The 16107-nt window shown below is 72.1% G+C and carries 13 protein-coding genes; 6 read left to right on the top strand and 7 right to left on the bottom strand.

Translation table 11 applies throughout. From position 1 onward, the window contains the following. On the top strand, positions 1–639 hold the full coding sequence (locus FHR82_RS02950; RefSeq protein ID WP_184808644.1) for a class I SAM-dependent methyltransferase: 639 nt from the start codon (positions 1–3) through the stop codon (positions 637–639). On the opposite strand, the gene FHR82_RS02945 is transcribed toward FHR82_RS02950, so the two are convergent. The 3 genes from FHR82_RS02945 to FHR82_RS02935 are packed head-to-tail and all read right to left on the bottom strand — an operon-like array spanning position 593 to position 3538. Beyond that, complete coding sequence (locus FHR82_RS02945; RefSeq protein ID WP_184808643.1) at positions 593–1372, bottom strand: DNA-formamidopyrimidine glycosylase family protein; 780 nt, start codon at positions 1370–1372, stop codon at positions 593–595. The two genes, FHR82_RS02950 and FHR82_RS02945, sit on opposite strands and share 47 nt — an antisense overlap. 9 nt (positions 1373–1381) lie before the next feature. Next, the gene (locus FHR82_RS02940) at positions 1382–2641 is read right to left on the bottom strand and encodes a multidrug effflux MFS transporter (RefSeq protein WP_184808642.1); all 1260 of its coding nucleotides are present in this window, start codon (positions 2639–2641) and stop codon (positions 1382–1384) included. Positions 2642–2680: 39 nt separating this feature from the next. After that, positions 2681–3538, bottom strand: coding sequence for a helix-turn-helix domain-containing protein (locus tag FHR82_RS02935; RefSeq protein ID WP_184808641.1), 858 nt, complete (start codon positions 3536–3538; stop codon positions 2681–2683). A gap of 108 nt (positions 3539–3646) precedes the next feature. On the opposite strand from FHR82_RS02935, the gene FHR82_RS02930 reads away from it, so the two are divergent. After that, entirely contained in the window at positions 3647–4675 is a 1029-nt protein-coding gene (locus FHR82_RS02930) for an aldo/keto reductase (protein ID WP_184808640.1), read from the top strand. 193 nt (positions 4676–4868) lie between these two features. On the opposite strand, the gene FHR82_RS02925 is transcribed toward FHR82_RS02930, so the two are convergent. Further along, positions 4869–5645 (bottom strand): methyltransferase domain-containing protein, encoded by a 777-nt coding sequence (locus FHR82_RS02925; RefSeq protein WP_225943966.1) that lies wholly within the window; start codon positions 5643–5645, stop codon positions 4869–4871. A gap of 54 nt (positions 5646–5699) precedes the next feature. Here FHR82_RS02925 and FHR82_RS02920 point away from each other — a divergent pair, with 54 nt between their 5' ends. From FHR82_RS02920 to FHR82_RS02905, 4 genes are all read left to right on the top strand, one after another. Then, positions 5700–8720: an AfsR/SARP family transcriptional regulator gene (locus FHR82_RS02920; RefSeq protein ID WP_184808638.1), complete on the top strand. Its 3021-nt coding sequence runs from the start codon at positions 5700–5702 to the stop codon at positions 8718–8720. Next, on the top strand, positions 8710–10374 hold the full coding sequence (locus tag FHR82_RS02915; RefSeq protein ID WP_184808637.1) for an AfsR/SARP family transcriptional regulator: 1665 nt from the start codon (positions 8710–8712) through the stop codon (positions 10372–10374). Before FHR82_RS02920 ends, FHR82_RS02915 begins: the two co-directional genes overlap by 11 nt. A 70-nt stretch (positions 10375–10444) precedes the next feature. Next, a complete protein-coding gene (locus tag FHR82_RS02910) occupies positions 10445–12493 on the top strand; it encodes a M14 family zinc carboxypeptidase (RefSeq protein ID WP_184808636.1) in 2049 nt (682 codons plus the stop codon). 250 nt (positions 12494–12743) lie between these two features. Next, positions 12744–13091 carry an MmcQ/YjbR family DNA-binding protein gene (locus tag FHR82_RS02905; protein WP_184808635.1) on the top strand — a complete coding sequence of 116 codons (348 nt, stop codon included), beginning with the start codon at positions 12744–12746 and terminating at the stop codon, positions 13089–13091. Here FHR82_RS02905 and FHR82_RS02900 read toward each other — a convergent pair. From FHR82_RS02900 to FHR82_RS02890, 3 genes are all read right to left on the bottom strand, one after another. Beyond that, positions 13078–14376 carry an ABC transporter permease gene (locus FHR82_RS02900; RefSeq protein WP_184808634.1) on the bottom strand — a complete coding sequence of 433 codons (1299 nt, stop codon included), beginning with the start codon at positions 14374–14376 and terminating at the stop codon, positions 13078–13080. The two genes, FHR82_RS02905 and FHR82_RS02900, sit on opposite strands and share 14 nt — an antisense overlap. A 61-nt stretch (positions 14377–14437) precedes the next feature. Beyond that, positions 14438–15139: an ABC transporter ATP-binding protein gene (locus tag FHR82_RS02895; RefSeq protein WP_184808633.1), complete on the bottom strand. Its 702-nt coding sequence runs from the start codon at positions 15137–15139 to the stop codon at positions 14438–14440. After that, positions 15136–16098 (bottom strand): efflux RND transporter periplasmic adaptor subunit, encoded by a 963-nt coding sequence (locus FHR82_RS02890; RefSeq protein WP_311770841.1) that lies wholly within the window; start codon positions 16096–16098, stop codon positions 15136–15138. Before FHR82_RS02890 ends, FHR82_RS02895 begins: the two co-directional genes overlap by 4 nt. Between the last annotated feature and the right edge of the window lie 9 nt (positions 16099–16107).

The following is a 16107-nucleotide window of genomic DNA, read 5'->3' as shown; positions in this document are numbered from 1 at the left end:
ATGAAGGATGTCGTCCGCCGCGGCTACGACGTGCTGTCCCACGCCTACGAACAGGCCTACCCGACCGGCACGAAGTACCGGCCGTGGCTCACCGGCCTCCTCGGCGGGCTCACGCCGGGCAGCAGGGTCGTGGACCTCGGCAGCGGGTGCGGCCTGCCGGTGGCGTCCTCCTTCGCGGACGCCGGTCACCGCGTCACCGGGGTGGACTTCAGCGAGGTGCAGGTCCGGCGGGCGCGCGAGCTGGTCCCGGGCGCGGAGTTCGTGTGCGCGGACGTGTCCGAGGTCGACTTCCCGGCCGGGTCGGTCGACGCGGTGACGTCGTTCTACCTGCTCATCCACCTGCCGCTCGCCGAGCAGCCGCCACTGCTGGCGCGGATCGCGCGGTGGCTGCGGCCCGGCGGCTGGTTCCTCTGCACCATGGGGCACGGCGCGTGGACCGGCGTCGACGAGAACTGGCTCGGCGGCGGCGCGGCCATGTGGTGGAGCCACGCGGACGCCGACACCAACCGGGCATGGCTGACCGAGGCCGGGTTCACCGTGGAGCACGAGGAGTTCGTGCCGGAAGGCGACGGCGGCGCCGTGCTGTTCCGCGCTAGGACGGACCGGGACCCTGCTGGCAGCGGGGGCAGTGGTAGCTGACGCGGTCGCCGTTGGGGGTGTAGACCACCGGGCCGCCGCAGCGCAGGCAGCCCTGCCGCCTGCGACCGTACACCCACAGCGACCGGCCGCGGCGCGGGTCGCCGGTCGTGTTGCGGATGGGGTTCAAGGCGTTGCGCAGCAACAGCTTCCGCGCCCACCGGACGACCTTCTCCGCGTCCACTTCGGACACCGGGGTCCACGGTGTGACCCGGAGCAGGAAGCACAGCTCGACCTTGTAGACGTTGCCGACCCCGGCCATCACCCGCTGGTCCAGCAGCGCCGCGCCCAGCTCGCGGGCCGGGTCGGCGGTCAGGCGGCGGACGGCCTCGGCCTGGTGCTCGTCGGACCAGCCGGGTGCGAGCAGGTCCGGGCCGAGGTGGTCGACGAGCCGGTGTTCGTCCGGAGTGGACAGCAGCGCCATCTCCAGCAACAGGTTGCCGACGGCGGTCCTGCCGGGGACGCCGAGCACCGCACGGGTCTGGTGGGTGATCGGCGCGCGGCCGGAGTACACCCGCCAGGAGCCGTCCATGCCGAGGTGGCAGTGCAGGCTCAACTCGCCGCCGAAGCGCAGGAAGAGGTGCTTGCCGACGGACACGGCCCGGTCGAACACCCGGCCCGTCAGGTCCACAGTGGACAACCGGGGGTGGCGCAGGTCGGCGCGCACGAGGGTGACACCGCCCAGCGCCTCGGTCAGCCGGTGGGCTGTGGCGTGGACGGTGTCACCCTCGGGCATACACCCAGCTTATGCGGTGACGAGCACCCGCTGCCGGACCATCGTCGCGGCCAGCGCGACCCAGGCGACCAGCACGCCGCCGGTCATGGTCAGCGCCATCGCCGGGCCGTCGTTGCCCAGCACGCCGACGACCGGGGCGATCAGCGCACCCAGCCCGAACTGGGCGGCGCCGAGCAGTGCGGCCGCGGTGCCCGCCGCCTCACCGTGGCGGGACAGCGCCAGCGCGGGTGCGTTCGGGAGCACGAAACCGACCGCACCGAGCAGGAGCAGCAGCGGCACCATGAAGCCGGGCAGACCGCCGAAACCGGACGCCGCGAACACCACCAGCACCGCGCCGAAACCGACCGCTGCCGCCAGCGCCCCGAACACGATCTGCTGTGCTGTGAAGCGGTTCAGCATGACCACGTTCAGCTGTGACGCCCCGATCAGCGCCACCGCGCCGATCGCGAACACGAGCCCGAACTCCTGCTGGGACAGCCCGAAGGTGTCCTGCAGCACGAAGGACGAACCGGACACGTAGGAGAACAGCGCGGACATGCCGAGCGCCGCGACCAGCGCGAGCACCACGAACTGCTTGTCGGTGACCAGCATCCGGTAGGTGGCGAGCACGGGCCGGACCGCGCCGGTGCGCCTGCGCTCCGGCGGCAGCGTCTCCTTCAGCAGGAAGATCGCGACGAGCAGCAGCGCCACCCCGAGCGCCGCCAGCACCGCGAACACCCCGCGCCACGAGCCGGACAGGAGGATCCCGGCGCCGATCGACGGCGCGAGGATCGGGGCCGCACCCATCACCAGCATCAGGCGGGACAGGATGGTCGCCGCCGCGCGCCCGGTGAACAGGTCGCGGACCACGGCCATGGCGACCACCATGGCGGCCGCGGCGCCCACACCCTGGAGCGTCCGCAGCAGGCCGAGGATCAGCACGTTCGGCGCGACCAGCACGAGCAGTGACGCGACGATGTGGACCGCCGTGCCCGCGATGAGCGGCCTGCGCCTGCCGACCGCGTCGGAGAGCGGGCCGATCACGAGCTGGCCCAGCCCGAGGCCGACGAGCGTGCCGGTGAGCGTGAGCTGCACCGCCGACTCGGAGGCCATGAGGTCCGCGCCGAGTGCGGGCAGCGCGGGGAGGTACATGTCGATGGTCAGGGGACCGAGAGCGATGAGCGCGCCGAGAACAAGGATGATCTTCAGTCTCGCGGCTCCAGTTGGCGACTCTGCCGACTGCCCCGAACGGTCCACGTTGGATGGACTGTGCAGAGTGGCCTGTTCCATGGTCTGCTGCAACTCCGCGTTCGCCGACTTTGTTCCCCGTCAGGCGAGAACGGCTACTTTCGTTGCCAGCTCACGAAGTTTGTGTTCCGTTTCCGAATCCTTCCGCGCCGTGTAGGTGCACAGCCGCTGGTCCGGGGTATTGGGGATCGTGAACGCCTCGAATGTGACGACCAGCTCACCGACCTCCGGGTTCATGATCCTTTTGCTGCCGTGGTCGCGGTCGAGCACGTCCTGCGCGTCCCAGAACCGGCGGAAGTCCGCGCTGGTGTCCCGCAGCTCACACATCACCTGATGCGGCCTGCCGTGACCGGGGAAGTGGCCGATCTCGGCCCGCAGCGCGGACACCGTCTCCTCGGCGATCCGCGTCCAGTCCGGGTACAGCTCGCGGGCCTCCGGCCGCAGGAACACCAGCCTGCCCGCGTTCAGGTCGACCTCGGGCAACGCGTCGTAGTCGAACGCCAGCCGGTTGGCGAGCCGGTTCCAGGCGAGGATGTCCATGCCGGGGCCGTAGACCATCGCGGGCACGCTGTCGTCCATGGCCTGGAGCAGCTCCAGGATCTGCGGCCGCACCACCGGCCGGTCGGCCCGCGCACACGCACCACCCCCGTTGCGGTGGCCGGGCAGCGTGATGTTGCGCAGGTAGGTGTGCTCGGAAGGGCTCAGCCGCAGCGCTCTGGCGATGGCGTCGAGGACGGAGTCGGAGATCGCGGGCGCCCTGCCCTGCTCGATGCGCGTGTAGTAGTCCACGGAGATGCCCGCGAGCTGCGCGACCTCCTCACGCCGCAGGCCGAGGACCCGCCTGCGCGCGACCCCGTTCGGCAGCCCGAGGGCGGCGGGGTCGAGCGCGGCGCGGCGTGCCTTGAGGAAGGGCGTGATCTGGTCCTCAACCTGTCCCATGACGTCCAGTATCCCGCAAGGTGGTTCTGACAGGCCCAGGTTGACGGGTGCCTGGCGGCCGGGCCGGGCGCACAGCAGAGTGGATGTCGTTGGACCACAGGAGGTTTCATGAAGCGCAGGACTCTCGGGGGCACGGGTATCTCGGTGAGCGAGTACGCCCTCGGCGCGATGATGTTCGGCAAGATCGGCAATCCCGATCACGACGACAGCGTGCGGATCATCCACCGCGCCCTGGACGCGGGCATCAACTTCGTCGACACGGCGGACATCTACTCGGCGGGTGAGTCGGAGGAGATCGTCGGCAAGGCTCTGCAGGGCCGCCGCGACGACGTGGTCCTGGCCACGAAGACGCACGGCTCGATGGGCGACGACGCCAACCACGGCGGCAACTCCCGCCGCTGGATCACCCGCGAGGTGGAGAACAGCCTCCGGCGGCTCAGGACAGACCACATCGACCTGTACCAGATCCACCGCCCGGACCCGTCGACCGACATCGACGAGACCCTGGCGGTGCTGTCCGACCTGGTCCGCTCCGGCAAGGTGCGGGCGGTCGGCAGCTCCACGTTCCCGGCGGAACAGATCGTCGAGGCGCAGTGGGTGTCGGAGAAGCGCGGGCACGTCCGGTTCAGGACCGAGCAGCCGCCGTACTCGATGCTGGCGCGCAGCGTGGAGGCGGCGGTGCTGCCCACCGCTCAGCGCTACGGCATGGGCGTACTGACGTGGGGCCCGCTGTCGGCGGGCTGGCTGTCGGGCCGGTACTCCTCGGCGTCGGACGTCACTTCGCGTGACGGTGGCCGCGTGGAGACGGAGGCCCACAAGTTCGACCCGGCCCTGGCCGCCAACGCGGCGAAGCTGGCAGCGGTCGGGGAGCTGTCGAAGCTGGCCGCGGACGCCGGCCTGACGCTGCCCCACCTGGCGGTGGGCTTCGTGCTGGCGCACCCGGCGGTGACGTCGGTGATCATCGGGCCGCGGACCATGGACCAGCTGGAGTCGCTCCTGTCCGGCGCGGAGACGGTGCTGCCGGCGGACGTGCTGGACCGGATCGACGAGATCGTGCCGCCGGGCACGGACCTCAACCGGGCGGACAGCTACTACACGCCGCCGTCGCTGGCGGACGCGTCGCTTCGACGTCGCTGATCCGGGGCGGGACGTGGCCGGATGTCATGAAGGGCCCCTTCATCACGGTGAGCACAACGAAGGGGTCCTTCATCACGCCGGGCACGATGAAGGGGTCCTTCATCACGTTGAGCGCGACGAAGGACCCCTTCATCGCACCGGGTGTCCGCGCACGCACGCCGTGCGGCCCCGCGAAGCCGGTCCTGTGGACAACTCAGCGGGTGGCGCCCAGGACGTATCCCGTCAACCCGGCGAAGAAATGCCCGTCAGCCTCGGCTTCTTCCAACGGCCGCCACCACTCGACCGGGTCGACGTCAACCGCGCCCGAGGCAGCGGCCGCGGCCAGCGTCCCCTCCATCGAGCTGCGGAAGAACCCGAACGGCATCTGCACCGTGTGCGGCGTGATCGAGATGTCCGTCAGCCCCCGCTGGGCGAACCGCCGCCGGAGCTGACGGCCGCTCCACCCCTCGCGGTGGTTGTCCACCCAGTGCCGGACGACCGCCCGGGTGGCACCCCGGTCCGGATGATCAAGGGCCAACGTCTCGAAGTCGTAGTCGAACACCGCGAGCCGCCCGCCAGGCCGCAGCACCCGCACCAGTTCGTCGTCAGCGGCGTCCACAGCCGGGCTGTGCTGCCGGACCAGCTTCACCCGCACCCCGTCGAACGAGGCGGCGGGGAACGGCAGGGCATGCACGTCGGCGGACCTGAACGACACGGCGCCACCCCGGCGGCGGGCCTCCGCCAGCATCGCGTCGCTGATGTCGGTGGCCACGACCTCGGCCCCGAGCGACGCCAGCTCCCGCGCGTCGTCCCCGGTACCGCACCCGACGTCCAACACGGACCGGCCGGTCAAGGGACCTAAAGCCCTGACCAGCGAAGAACGAATCGAGCCATACTCGGGGACGGCGTTCGCGACGTCCATGAACCTGATGAACCACGACGCGTCCGCCGTGTCGTCGACCTTGGTGAACTGCCCGACGCTCCCAGTCATGGAAAGAACCTTATGGACCATGGCAACCAAACGGAGCTCTCAGGTGTCATCAAGGTGAGGGACGGAGGTCTGCCAGTGCGCTACCGGATGCTGGGCAACGTCGCCGCGCACGACGGTGTCCACTGGCAGGCCATCGCGGCCCCCAAGCCCCGTGCCCTGCTCGCCGCGCTGCTGATCCGCGCCGGCGACGTGCTCACCGTCGACCAGCTGCTGTTCGAGCTGTGGGGCGACCGTCCACCGAGGAGCGCACCCACCCAGATCCACGGGTACATCCTGCGGATCCGCCGGGTGCTCGGGGAGGTCCGCGCGCGGTCGCTGCTCACGACCGGCCCCGGTTACCGGCTGGTCGTCGAGGACGAGGAGCTCGACACCCGGGTGTTCGCGCGCCTGTCCGCCGAGGGCCGGGAGGCGCTGCGGGACGGCGACGCCGAGCACGCGGCCGAGCTGCTCGGTGGTGCGCTCGCACTGTGGCAGGGCCCGGTGCTGGCGGACGTGCCCGCGTCTCCGCTGGTCAGTGGGCTTCGCAGGCGGCTGTCCGAGGATTGGCACCTCACGTGGGAGTCCCGGGTGGAGGCCGACCTGGCACTCGGCAGGCACGCGGGCCTCATCGAGGAGATCGCCCGCCACGTCGAGGCGCACCCCCTGCGGGAGCGGCCGTGGCGCCAGCTGATGCTCGCCCTCGACCGCGCCGGCCGCCGCGACGACGCCGTCTCCGCCTACCAGCGCCTGCGCTCGCTGCTGGTCGACCACAGCGGCATCGAACCCGGTCTCGAGGTGCGCAGGCTGTACGACGACCTGCGAAGACCACGCCCCCACCTGGTCCCGAACGCCCCCAAGCTGGTCGGGCGCGCCGCCGAGCTGGCCGCCCTGGACACGCTCGCCGAGGCCGACGGGCCGGTCGTCACCGCCGTCACCGGGCCCGCCGGCATCGGCAAGACCGCGTTCGTGCGGCACTGGGCGGGCAAGGCCAAGGACCGGTACCCGGACGGGCGGCTCTACGCCGACCTCGAGGGCTACGGGTCCGGCGAACCCGCCGCCCCCGCCGCCGTGCTCGCGACGTTCCTGCAGGCACTGGGTGTGCCCGCGGACGCGGTGCCCGCCGACGAGGACTCGCGGGCCGCGCTCTACCGGTCGCGGCTCTCCGGCGCGCGGGTGCTGATCGTGCTCGACAACGCCCGCGACGCCGACCAGGTCCGGCCGCTGCTGCCCGGCCCTTCGCGGTGCATGGTGGTCGTGACCAGCAGGGACGACCTGCGCGGCCTCACCGCGACCCATGGCGCGCACCTGCTGCGCCTTCCCGTCCTCGAGCCTGCCGCCGCGGTCGCGCTGCTCGGCGGCCCGCTGGCGGACGTGGCGGAGCTGGCCGCGTTGTGCGGGCACCTGCCGCTCGCGTTGCGGATCGCGGCACGCAAGCTCGCCGCGCGCACCCCGGTCTCCGCTCTGGTGGCGGCGCTGCGGTCCGGCGACCTCGACGGGTTCGCCCACCGGCGGGCCGCGGTCCGCGCCGCGTTCGACGCCTCCTACCGGGCACTGCCCGAGGTGGCGCGGCACGTGTTCCGGCTGCTCGGCCTCACCCCGGGCCACGAGTTCAGCGCCCACGCGGTCGCCGCGCTCGGCGACCTGCCGGTGTCCTCGGCCGCGGCCGTGCTGGACCGCCTCGCCGCCGCGCACATGGTCGAGCCCGCCGGCGGCGGCCGGTTCACCTGCCACGACCTGCTGCGCAGGTACGCGCTCGAGCTGGCACCCGACGACCCGGCGGCGACGCGCAGGCTGGCCGACCACTACCTCGCGACCGCACGGCACGCGGCGACTCTGGTCAGCCCTGGCATGGCCCTGGCCCCGACCGCGCCGGTCACGGCGCCGGTGGTGCCGTTCGCCGACCACGCCGCGGCACTGCTGTGGCTGGACGCGGAACGCGCGAACCTCGTCGCGGTCGGCGGGTGGCGGATCGTCGACGCGCTGCGCGCCTACCTGGCGATGCGCTCCCCCAGGACCGACTGGGCCGCCGCGGCGCGGGCCGGGCTCGCGGCCGCGGTCGCCGAGCGGTCGCTGGTCGGCGAGGCGGCCATGGAGATCTCGCTCGGCAGGCTCGCGTGGAGCGAGGGCCGGTACGGCGACGCGAAGACCCGCTACTCCCACGCGCGGACCCTGGCGCACCAGGCAGGCTGGCACGAGGGCGAGTCGACGGGCCTGAACGGGGTCGGCCGCGCCGAGATCGGCATGGGCAGGCCGGACGCGGGACGCGAGGTGCTGACCGAGGCCCTCGGGATCGACCGGGCCGTCGGGTTCCGCGCAGGCGAGGCCCGGGAACTGCACGACATCGGGCTGGCCATGCAGAACCAGGGCCTGCTCGCGGAGTCGATCGAGCACCAGGAGCGGGCGCTGGCGCTGTGCGTCGAGGTCGGTGACCTGCGCGCGCAGTGCCTGGTGGCCGACGCGCTGGCGTGGGCGAGGCAGCTGATCGGGCAGCCGTCGGCGCTGAAGGAACACACGTCCGCGCTGGCACTGGGGGCCGGCATCGGCTGGGAGGCGGCGCAGTCCGGCGTGCTGCGCAGGATCGCGGCGCACCACCGCGACGCGGGCAGGCACACCACCGCCCGCGACTACGCCGAGCGCGCGCTGGCCCTGGTCCGCGCCGGTGGCGAGCACCAGCTGCGGGTGGACGCGCTCACCGTCCTCGGCGACGCCAACGTTGGCCTCGGCCAGCACGCGGCCGCCCGCCGCTGCTACACCGAGGCACTGGGCTCGGCCAGCACGTCCGGGTACCTGACCGGGCGCATGGACGCGCTGCTGGGCCTGGCCGAGCTGCACGTCCGCAGCGGCGAGCCGGGGACCGCCGAGGTGTGGGCGCGCACCGCGGTGGCCGCCGCCCGCGCGAGCGGCCTGCTGCTGTGGGAAGGCAGGGCGCTGACCGTGCTCGCGTCCGCCGCGGCCGCCCTCGGCAGACGCCCCGACGCGGCCCGGTTCGCCGCGGCGGCGCTCGCCGCGTGCGAACGGGCCGGCCACCACCCCGGTGCCGCACAGGCACTGTCCATCATGGACTCACTGACCACCGTGCCGAGCCATGCGGGCTGAGCTCCGCTTCCGCCTGCTCGGGCCGCTCGAACTGGCCGTCTCCACCGACAGCGCCGAGTCCGACTGGACCACGATCGGTTCCACGAAACGCCGTGCGCTGCTCGCCGCGCTGCTGGTCCGCGCAGGGGAGACCGTGCGGGTCGACCAGCTCGTGCACGAGCTGTGGGGCACCCGGCCACCGGACAGCGCGACCACGCAGGTGCACCAGAACGTCATGTGGCTGCGCCGCGCCATGGGGGACGAGCAGGGGCTGGTCCTCGTCACCGACGGGCACGGCTACCGCCTCGACGTCACCGAGGACCAGCTCGACGTCGGCAAGTTCGAGGACCTGACCCGGCGCGGGCTGGCCGCCCTGCGGGGCGGCGACCCGGAGTCGGCGGCCGACCTGCTGCGGCGCGGGCTCGGCCTGTGGCGCGGCAACCCGCTGTCCGACGTGCCGGCGACCGAGCTGGTCGCGGCGGCCGCGGCGCGGCTCACCGAACGGTGGCTCGACACGTGGGAGACCGCGGTCGACGCCGAGCTGGCGTGCGGGCGGCACGAGACGGTGGTGGCCGAGCTGATCCAGCAGGTCGAGGTGCACCCGTTGCGGGAACGGCCGTGGCGGCAGCTGATGACCGCGCTGCACCGCACCGGCAGGCAGGCCGAGGCGCTCGCGACGTTCCAGCGGGTGCGGCAGACGTGGGTGACCGAGCTGGGTGAGGAGCCGAGCGCCGAGCTGCGCCGCCTGCACCAGCAGATCCTCGCGCCCGCGGAGCGGATCGTGCCGCGGCAGCTGCCGGTCGCGCCCGGGTTCGTCGGCCGGGCGGTGGAGCTGTCGCAGCTCGGTGGCGGGACCACGGCGGTGGTCGGCGGCGCCGGGGTCGGCAAGACCGCGCTGGCGCTGCACTGGGGCGCGCTCGCCGCGGACCGCTTCCCCGACGGCCAGCTCTACGCCGACCTCCGCGGGTTCGACCGGCGGCCGGCGCTCGCGCCCGCGGACGTGCTCGCCCGGTTCCTGCAGGCGCTCGGCGTGCCGGTGCCCGACGGCGAGGACGAGCGCGCCGCGGTCTACCGGACCACGCTCGCGGACCGCGAGATGCTGGTGGTGCTGGACAACGCGCGCGACCCCGACCACGTGCGGCCGCTGCTGCCCGGCCCGTCACCGGCCGAGGTGCTGGTCACGAGCCGCGACGACATGCGCGGGCTCGTCGCGACCCACGGCGTGCACCGGGTGACGCTCGGCCCGCTGCGCCCCGACGACGCCACCGAGCTGCTGTCGGCCGTGCTCGGCCCGCCGGACGTGGGGTTCGCCGAGCTGGCCGTGCTGTGCGACCACCTGCCGCTCGCGCTGCGGATCGCGGCGGCGAACCTGTCCGCGCGACCGCAGCAGACCGTCGGCGACCTCGTGGACGCGCTGCGCGCCGGCGACGTGCTCGCGGAGCTGTCGGTCGCGGGCGATCCGACGGTCGGGCTGCGCGCCGCGCTGGACCTGTCGTGCGCCGACCTGCCACGCGAGACGCTGGTGTTGTTGGCGCAGCGGGAGATCCTCGCGCCGAGCCCAGGCCTGGACCAGCTGGTCACCCGGCACCTCGTGACGCCGAGCGGCGCGGACCGGTACACCGTCCCGCCGCTCGTCCGGGCATACGCCAACACGGTGACAGGTTTGTATTTTTGATCTGATCCCTTGACTCGCCGACACCGTGGTGAATGATTCACGCAGTCACTCCACCTGTCTGGGAGGCGTCATGTCCAAACGCGGATGGGGTCTTGCGACCGCCGCCGTGCTCTTGGTTTCCACAGTCACCGCAGGGATCTCGAACACCGCCACCGCCGCGCCCGCGCCGGTGTCCGCCGACGACCTGGCGCTCGTCCGGGTGCAGTTGCCGGCCGAGTCGATGTTCGACGAACTGGTCGCGAGCGGCGTCGACGTCGCGGCCAGGCCGGACAAGCTGGTGGCAGACCTCGTGCTCACGGGCAGACAGCTCGACGAGCTGACCGCCCGCGGGGTCCGTACGGTGCAGGTGATCCAGCGCGAGGGCGACGGCACCGCGCGCTACAGCCAGTCGCAGCGGGCCGGTCAGCGCGTCGCGGCCGACACCCTGCACGTCCTGTCCGCCAACTGGTGGACCTCCGAGGGCACCACGTTCCTGCAGACGCTCGTCGCGACCACGGCGATCGCCGACCCGGACGTCGAGATCACCGTCGCGTGGACCGCGGAGAACGGTGCCACGGGCACGTTCCCGTTGCAGCGCTTCGAGGACGCCGGCGAGTACCAGTACCACGTCGCCGAACCGCGGGTGCTGCCCGCGAAACCGGTGAAGGTGACCGCGACGTCCAGCCTCGGCGGGGTGTCCAGGGCGATCACGCCGACCGCCTGGCCGGGCGCGACCCCGCCGGAGCTGCCGAGCGGGTACCAGAAGGACTTCATCGACGCCTACATGACGCCGACCGACATCAAGGCGAGGATCGCGCGCCTCGGGCGGCAGTACCCGGACCTCGTCGAGGTGGTGGACCTGCCGAACAAGACGCAGGGCTACCGGCGCACCGCCACCGCCTACCTGGGTGACCCGGCCACCGCCGCGGTCGTCGTGGAGTCCAGGCAGTTCGGCGACCAGGGCCCGAACGGCTGGCAGGTCAAGTCGGTGCACCCCGGCAAGCCGAACCGGCCAGCGCAGGCCACGTGGCGCGACCGGGTGCTGACCGTGTCGCTCGCGACCGACGCGACCGGCGCCGTCATCTCCACGACCGACCAGATCGCGGCGCTGATCACGGCCCGCTTCCCGCAGCGGTTCAGCGCGTTCGTCGAGGACGGCTCGGCAGGCAAGGTCATGCCTGTGGCCGGGCCGGCGACCATGGACGACGGGCTCGACGGTTCGGTGTCGCACAAGCCGTGGACCGTGCAGGCACTGCGGATCGGCGTGCACCGCGACGGTTCGCGGATCGGTGTGCTGGCCTACTCGCAGGAGCACGCGCGGGAGTGGGCGACGCCGCTGGTGACGCTCGAGTTCGCGGAGCGGCTGCTCGCCAACTACGCGACCGACGCGGCCACCCGGCAACTGCTCTCGGACGTCGAGGTGTTCGTGATCCCGGTGGTCAACCCGGACGGCGCGAACTACGCGTTCAACGACGCCAACTTCCAGCGCAAGAACATGGTCAACCACTGCACCGGAACACAGCGTGACCCGAGGAACGCCGACTCGTGGGGCGTCGACGTCAACCGCAACTACACGGTCGGGTCCGTGTTCGACGGGTACGTCGGCGCGTCCGCGACGAACTGTCTCTCCGGGACGTACGCGGGCACGGCCGAGCTGTCCGAGGCGGAGGCCGCGAACGTCGTCGAGCTGGCGAAGGCGCACGACAACATCCGGTTCGCGATGAACGTGCACAGCTACGGCGGGTACTTCATGTGGCCGCCGGGTGCCTACGCCATGCCGGGCCGCGTGACGCTGCCGCGGCCGTCCGCGGAGGAAGCGGCGATGTTCCAGACGTCGGCGAAGCGGATCGTGGGCGCCATCGCGGCGCACCGCGGCACGGTGACCTGGCCGTCCCGCACGGGTCCGGTCGCGGACGTCCTGTACTCGGCCGCGGGCAACTCGGCCGACCAGCTGTACTACGAGCTGGGCATCTTCGCGTGGGACTTCGAAGTCGGCAACGACCGCTGGAACGCCTCGACGGGCCAGTGGGAGGGCGTCGGCTTCCAGCCGCCGTACGCCGAGGCCCACGCCGAGTCGCAGGAGTACGCCGAGGGCCTGGTCGAGCTGCTGCGCGTCGCGCGGGACTACGAACAGGGCTGACAGAGAGTCCATTGCGGACTGGTGGCCCGGGGAACGTCGCGTTCCCCGGGCCTCCTTGTGGTGGCTCTCCCCGCCGTTTGAGTGCTTGGGCTTTGCCCTCTTCCGCTTTGCCCGCGCGGCTTGACCCCCGCTTTGGCGGGGGCCGGGTTGTGCGTGATTGCTGTGAAAGGCGCGTTGGCGGCAGAAGGGGCGGCGGGTGCGGCGGGCAGGACGACCGCGTCGTGCCATCGCATGGTGGATGATGGTCGGCATGGTGACCGCGGACGACGTGCGTGCGATCGCGCTGGAGCTGCCGAGGACCGTCGAGCGGCTCGTGCGGGACCGGGTGAAGTTCAACGTCGGGCAGATCGTGTACGTGGCGCTGTCACGGGACGAGCTGACCATGGGCTGCGGTTTCCCCAAGGAGGAGCGGGACGCCGCGATCGCCGCCGAGCCGGACAAGTTCTCCCTGCCGGGCGTCGGCGACCAGCGCTACAACTGGATCCACGTGGACCTCGCCGTGCTCGACCACGAGGAGCTGCGGGAGCTGGTCACCGACGCGTGGCGCATGTGCGTGCCGAAGAAGGTCAGGCAGGAGTACGACCTCAGGCACGCATGACGGTCGCGATCGGGATCCGGGCCGCACGCGCCGCCGGGACCAGACCGCCCAGCACCCCCGCGATCAGACCGGCCGCCACCCCGGCGACACCCGCCTCCCACGGGAACGTCACGTTCTGCAGCATCGGTTGCCGGTCGCCGAACAGCTTGCCCGCGGCCGCGAGCCCGGCGATCCCGGCGCCGATCGCCGCCATCGCGGTCAACAGTCCGGTCAGCAGGGTCTCCGCCAGCACGATGCCCGCCAGCAGCAATCTCGGGGTGCCGACGGCTCTGCGCAGCGCGAACTCCTCGATCCGCTCACCGACCGTCGCCAGCCCCACGTTGAGGATGCCCGCGGCGCCGATCAGCAGCACCAGGATCGACACCCCGAGGAACACCCAGCGCATCATCTGGATCTCGCCCGGCATCATGTCCTCGGCGCTGATCGTGTTGATGTACAACGTGTTCTCGTCGCCGAGGGCCTCGACCTTCTTGCGCAACGTCTCGACGAAGTCGGTCGCGGTCGGGGCCGCCAGCAGCTCGGGGGTGCCGAACATCGGGTTGGTGAGCACGTCGATCGGCATCCAGTTCAGCAGCTCGTCGGACCGGACGTAGGCCTGCGGGTTGCTGTTACCGTCGTCGACCACGCCGGTGAACCGGGGCGTGGAGTTGGCCGTCGCGCCCTGGAACCGCATCTCCGCGGGCACGTTGTACATCGCGAAACCCTTGGCGGCGGCCTCGTTCAGCACGAGCCGCGGCGCCATCGACGGCGCACCACCGAAGTCGAGCCACTGCCCGGACTCGAGCCGCAACGGCCGGAACTGCCGCACGTCACCGGTCAGCGCCACGACCCGCAGCTCGATCGCCTGCCCGGACGGCTTGCCCTCGTTGGGATCCACGCAGTTGCCCTGCGGGTCGCAGTTCATGGTGGGCCCCCACCCGCCACCGCTGCCGTCCAGGGGCGCGCCGCCCTCGTTGACCGGACGCACGTCAGGTTCGCCGATGATCGCGTTGGTCGACAGCAGCGCCACCGCGTCGTCCCGCCCGGCGACGGTGTCCATCACGATCGAGCCGGTGCTCTCGGCCGACTGCACGTAGATCTGCTGCGTGCCGTCGACCCCCATCTGCAGCTCGGTCGACGCGACCAGCGCGCGGTGCGCGATCACCTGGCCCGCCTGCGCGGCGACGACGCCGAGCACACCGAGGAACAGGCTGATCATCGACAGGAACGTGCGCAGCTTGCGGGCCCGGATCCCCTGCCCGCCGATGATGAGCGCGGCCCGGAACCGACCGGAGAGTCGCATCATGGTTGCTCCTCGCAGGCTCCGAGCAACCACGGTGCCCGACGATTCACTCCGCAAGCTCCGTTCATGCCCGCACCGCCGTGGGCGCGGGCGCGAGCACACCGTGGTCGAGGTGCAGCATCCGCTGCATCTTCGCGGCGTGGTCGTGGTCGTGGGTGACGAGGATGAGCCCGCAGCCCCGGTCGGTCGCCGAGCGGAGCGCCTCCACCACGATGTTGCCGGTGTCGGTGTCGAGCGCACCGGTCGGTTCGTCGGCGAGCAGGATCTTCGGTTCCCGGACGAGCGCGCGGGCGATCGCGACCCGCTGCTGCTCACCACCGGACAGCCGTGGCGGCTTGTGCTTCGCGAGGTGCGCGATGCCCATCAGGTCCAACGCGTCCATCGCCCTGGCCCTGCGCTTGCGGCGCGGCAGCCACCCCTGCCCGTTGACGAGCGCCATCGCGACGTTCTGCGCGGCGGTCAGATGCTTGAGCAGGAAGAACCGCTGGAACACGAACCCGAACTCGGAGCTGCGCAGCGCCGCGGCCTTGCGCTCGGCGATGCGCGTGATGTCCCGTTCTCCCAGCAGGTACTGCCCACCGTCGGGCCGGTCGAACAACCCGATGAGCGAGAGCAGCGTGCTCTTCCCGGACCCCGAACGCCCGAGCACCGCGATGCTCTCTCCACTGTGGAGGGTGAGGTCGACACCGGCGAGGATCGTGCGCGGCTCGTCCTGCCCCTTCAACGTCTTCGTCAGCCCGGTGACCCGGATCAGCGGCTCATTCACTTGCCACCCGGCATCCCGTTGTCACCCTCCGGCGCGGGCGGCAGGTTCGGGCCCGGCACGGAGAGCTTCTCCTCCCCGGTCAACCCGGACTTGACCTCGACGACCTTTCCGTCGGTGAGCCCGAGCACGATCTCGACGACCTTGGTGGACCCGTCGCCGTTCACGACCTCGACCTGTCCCTTGCCCTGCCCGCCCGCGACGGCCTCGACCGGTACGACGAGCGCGTTGGCCGCGGTCTGCGTGACGATCTTCAACGTCACGGCCGCACCGTTGATCAGCTTGGTGTCCGGCGGCGCGGTGCACACGAGCCGCAACCCGGAGGCCTCGGACCCGGACGGCAGTTCTTCTTGCTCCTGCGGCGCCTCGGGTGCGGGCGGCGGGGCGCTCTCCCCTTCGGCGGGTGGTTCCGGCGCGGGTGGCGGCTCCGGCGCGGGCACGGTCCCGGCGGGCAGGGCGGCGATGGTCCCGAGCACAGCGCAGGGGAACGGGCCGGGTCCATTCTTGATCTGCGCCTGCACCCCGGTCAGCCCGTCGGCGATCTGGTAGGCCTTGTCACTGCTGATCTCGGCGACGATCCCGTACCCGGCGAGCTTCGCGGACGCGACGGGCATCCCGACGGTGACCGAGGCGCGGTCGTCGACGAGCCGGCCGGCGAACACGGACCCGGCAGGCACCTCGACCCGGTGCGGCTCGCCGTCCACCCAGACGGACCCGATCCGCGTCGGCTTGGTCGGCGTGGTCTTGGGCTGCTCGAGGTCGAGGTACCGCATCTGCCCGGCGACCGGCGCGACGATCCCGAAGACGGGATTCATGGTGACGGTGCCGCCGAGGCTGACCGCGTTGGTGAGGTCCTGCCTGGTCGGCGACACCGTCGTCATGACGGTCCCCCGCTCGGCAAGCCCGGGCGGCGGCTCGGCCGCTTCCGTGGTGCTGCACGCGGACACCGCGAGCACGGCCACCAGTAACCC

Origin of the sequence: Actinophytocola algeriensis, assembly GCF_014203735.1 — a bacterium.
GTDB lineage: Bacteria > Actinomycetota > Actinomycetes > Mycobacteriales > Pseudonocardiaceae > Actinophytocola > Actinophytocola algeriensis.
Note: the sequence above shows the minus strand (reverse complement) of the source record. Positions and strands in the feature narration are given on the sequence as shown.

Coding starts and splice junctions, on each gene's coding strand:
- FHR82_RS02950 (WP_184808644.1), top strand. CDS start 1: ATGAAGGATGTCGTCCGCCGCGGCTACGACGTGCTGTCCCACGCCTAC.
- FHR82_RS02945 (WP_184808643.1), bottom strand. CDS start 1,372: ATGCCCGAGGGTGACACCGTCCACGCCACAGCCCACCGGCTGACCGAG.
- FHR82_RS02940 (WP_184808642.1), bottom strand. CDS start 2,641: ATGGAACAGGCCACTCTGCACAGTCCATCCAACGTGGACCGTTCGGGG.
- FHR82_RS02935 (WP_184808641.1), bottom strand. CDS start 3,538: ATGGGACAGGTTGAGGACCAGATCACGCCCTTCCTCAAGGCACGCCGC.
- FHR82_RS02930 (WP_184808640.1), top strand. CDS start 3,647: ATGAAGCGCAGGACTCTCGGGGGCACGGGTATCTCGGTGAGCGAGTAC.
- FHR82_RS02925 (WP_225943966.1), bottom strand. CDS start 5,645: ATGACTGGGAGCGTCGGGCAGTTCACCAAGGTCGACGACACGGCGGAC.
- FHR82_RS02915 (WP_184808637.1), top strand. CDS start 8,710: ATGCGGGCTGAGCTCCGCTTCCGCCTGCTCGGGCCGCTCGAACTGGCC.
- FHR82_RS02910 (WP_184808636.1), top strand. CDS start 10,445: ATGTCCAAACGCGGATGGGGTCTTGCGACCGCCGCCGTGCTCTTGGTT.
- FHR82_RS02905 (WP_184808635.1), top strand. CDS start 12,744: ATGGTGACCGCGGACGACGTGCGTGCGATCGCGCTGGAGCTGCCGAGG.
- FHR82_RS02900 (WP_184808634.1), bottom strand. CDS start 14,376: ATGATGCGACTCTCCGGTCGGTTCCGGGCCGCGCTCATCATCGGCGGG.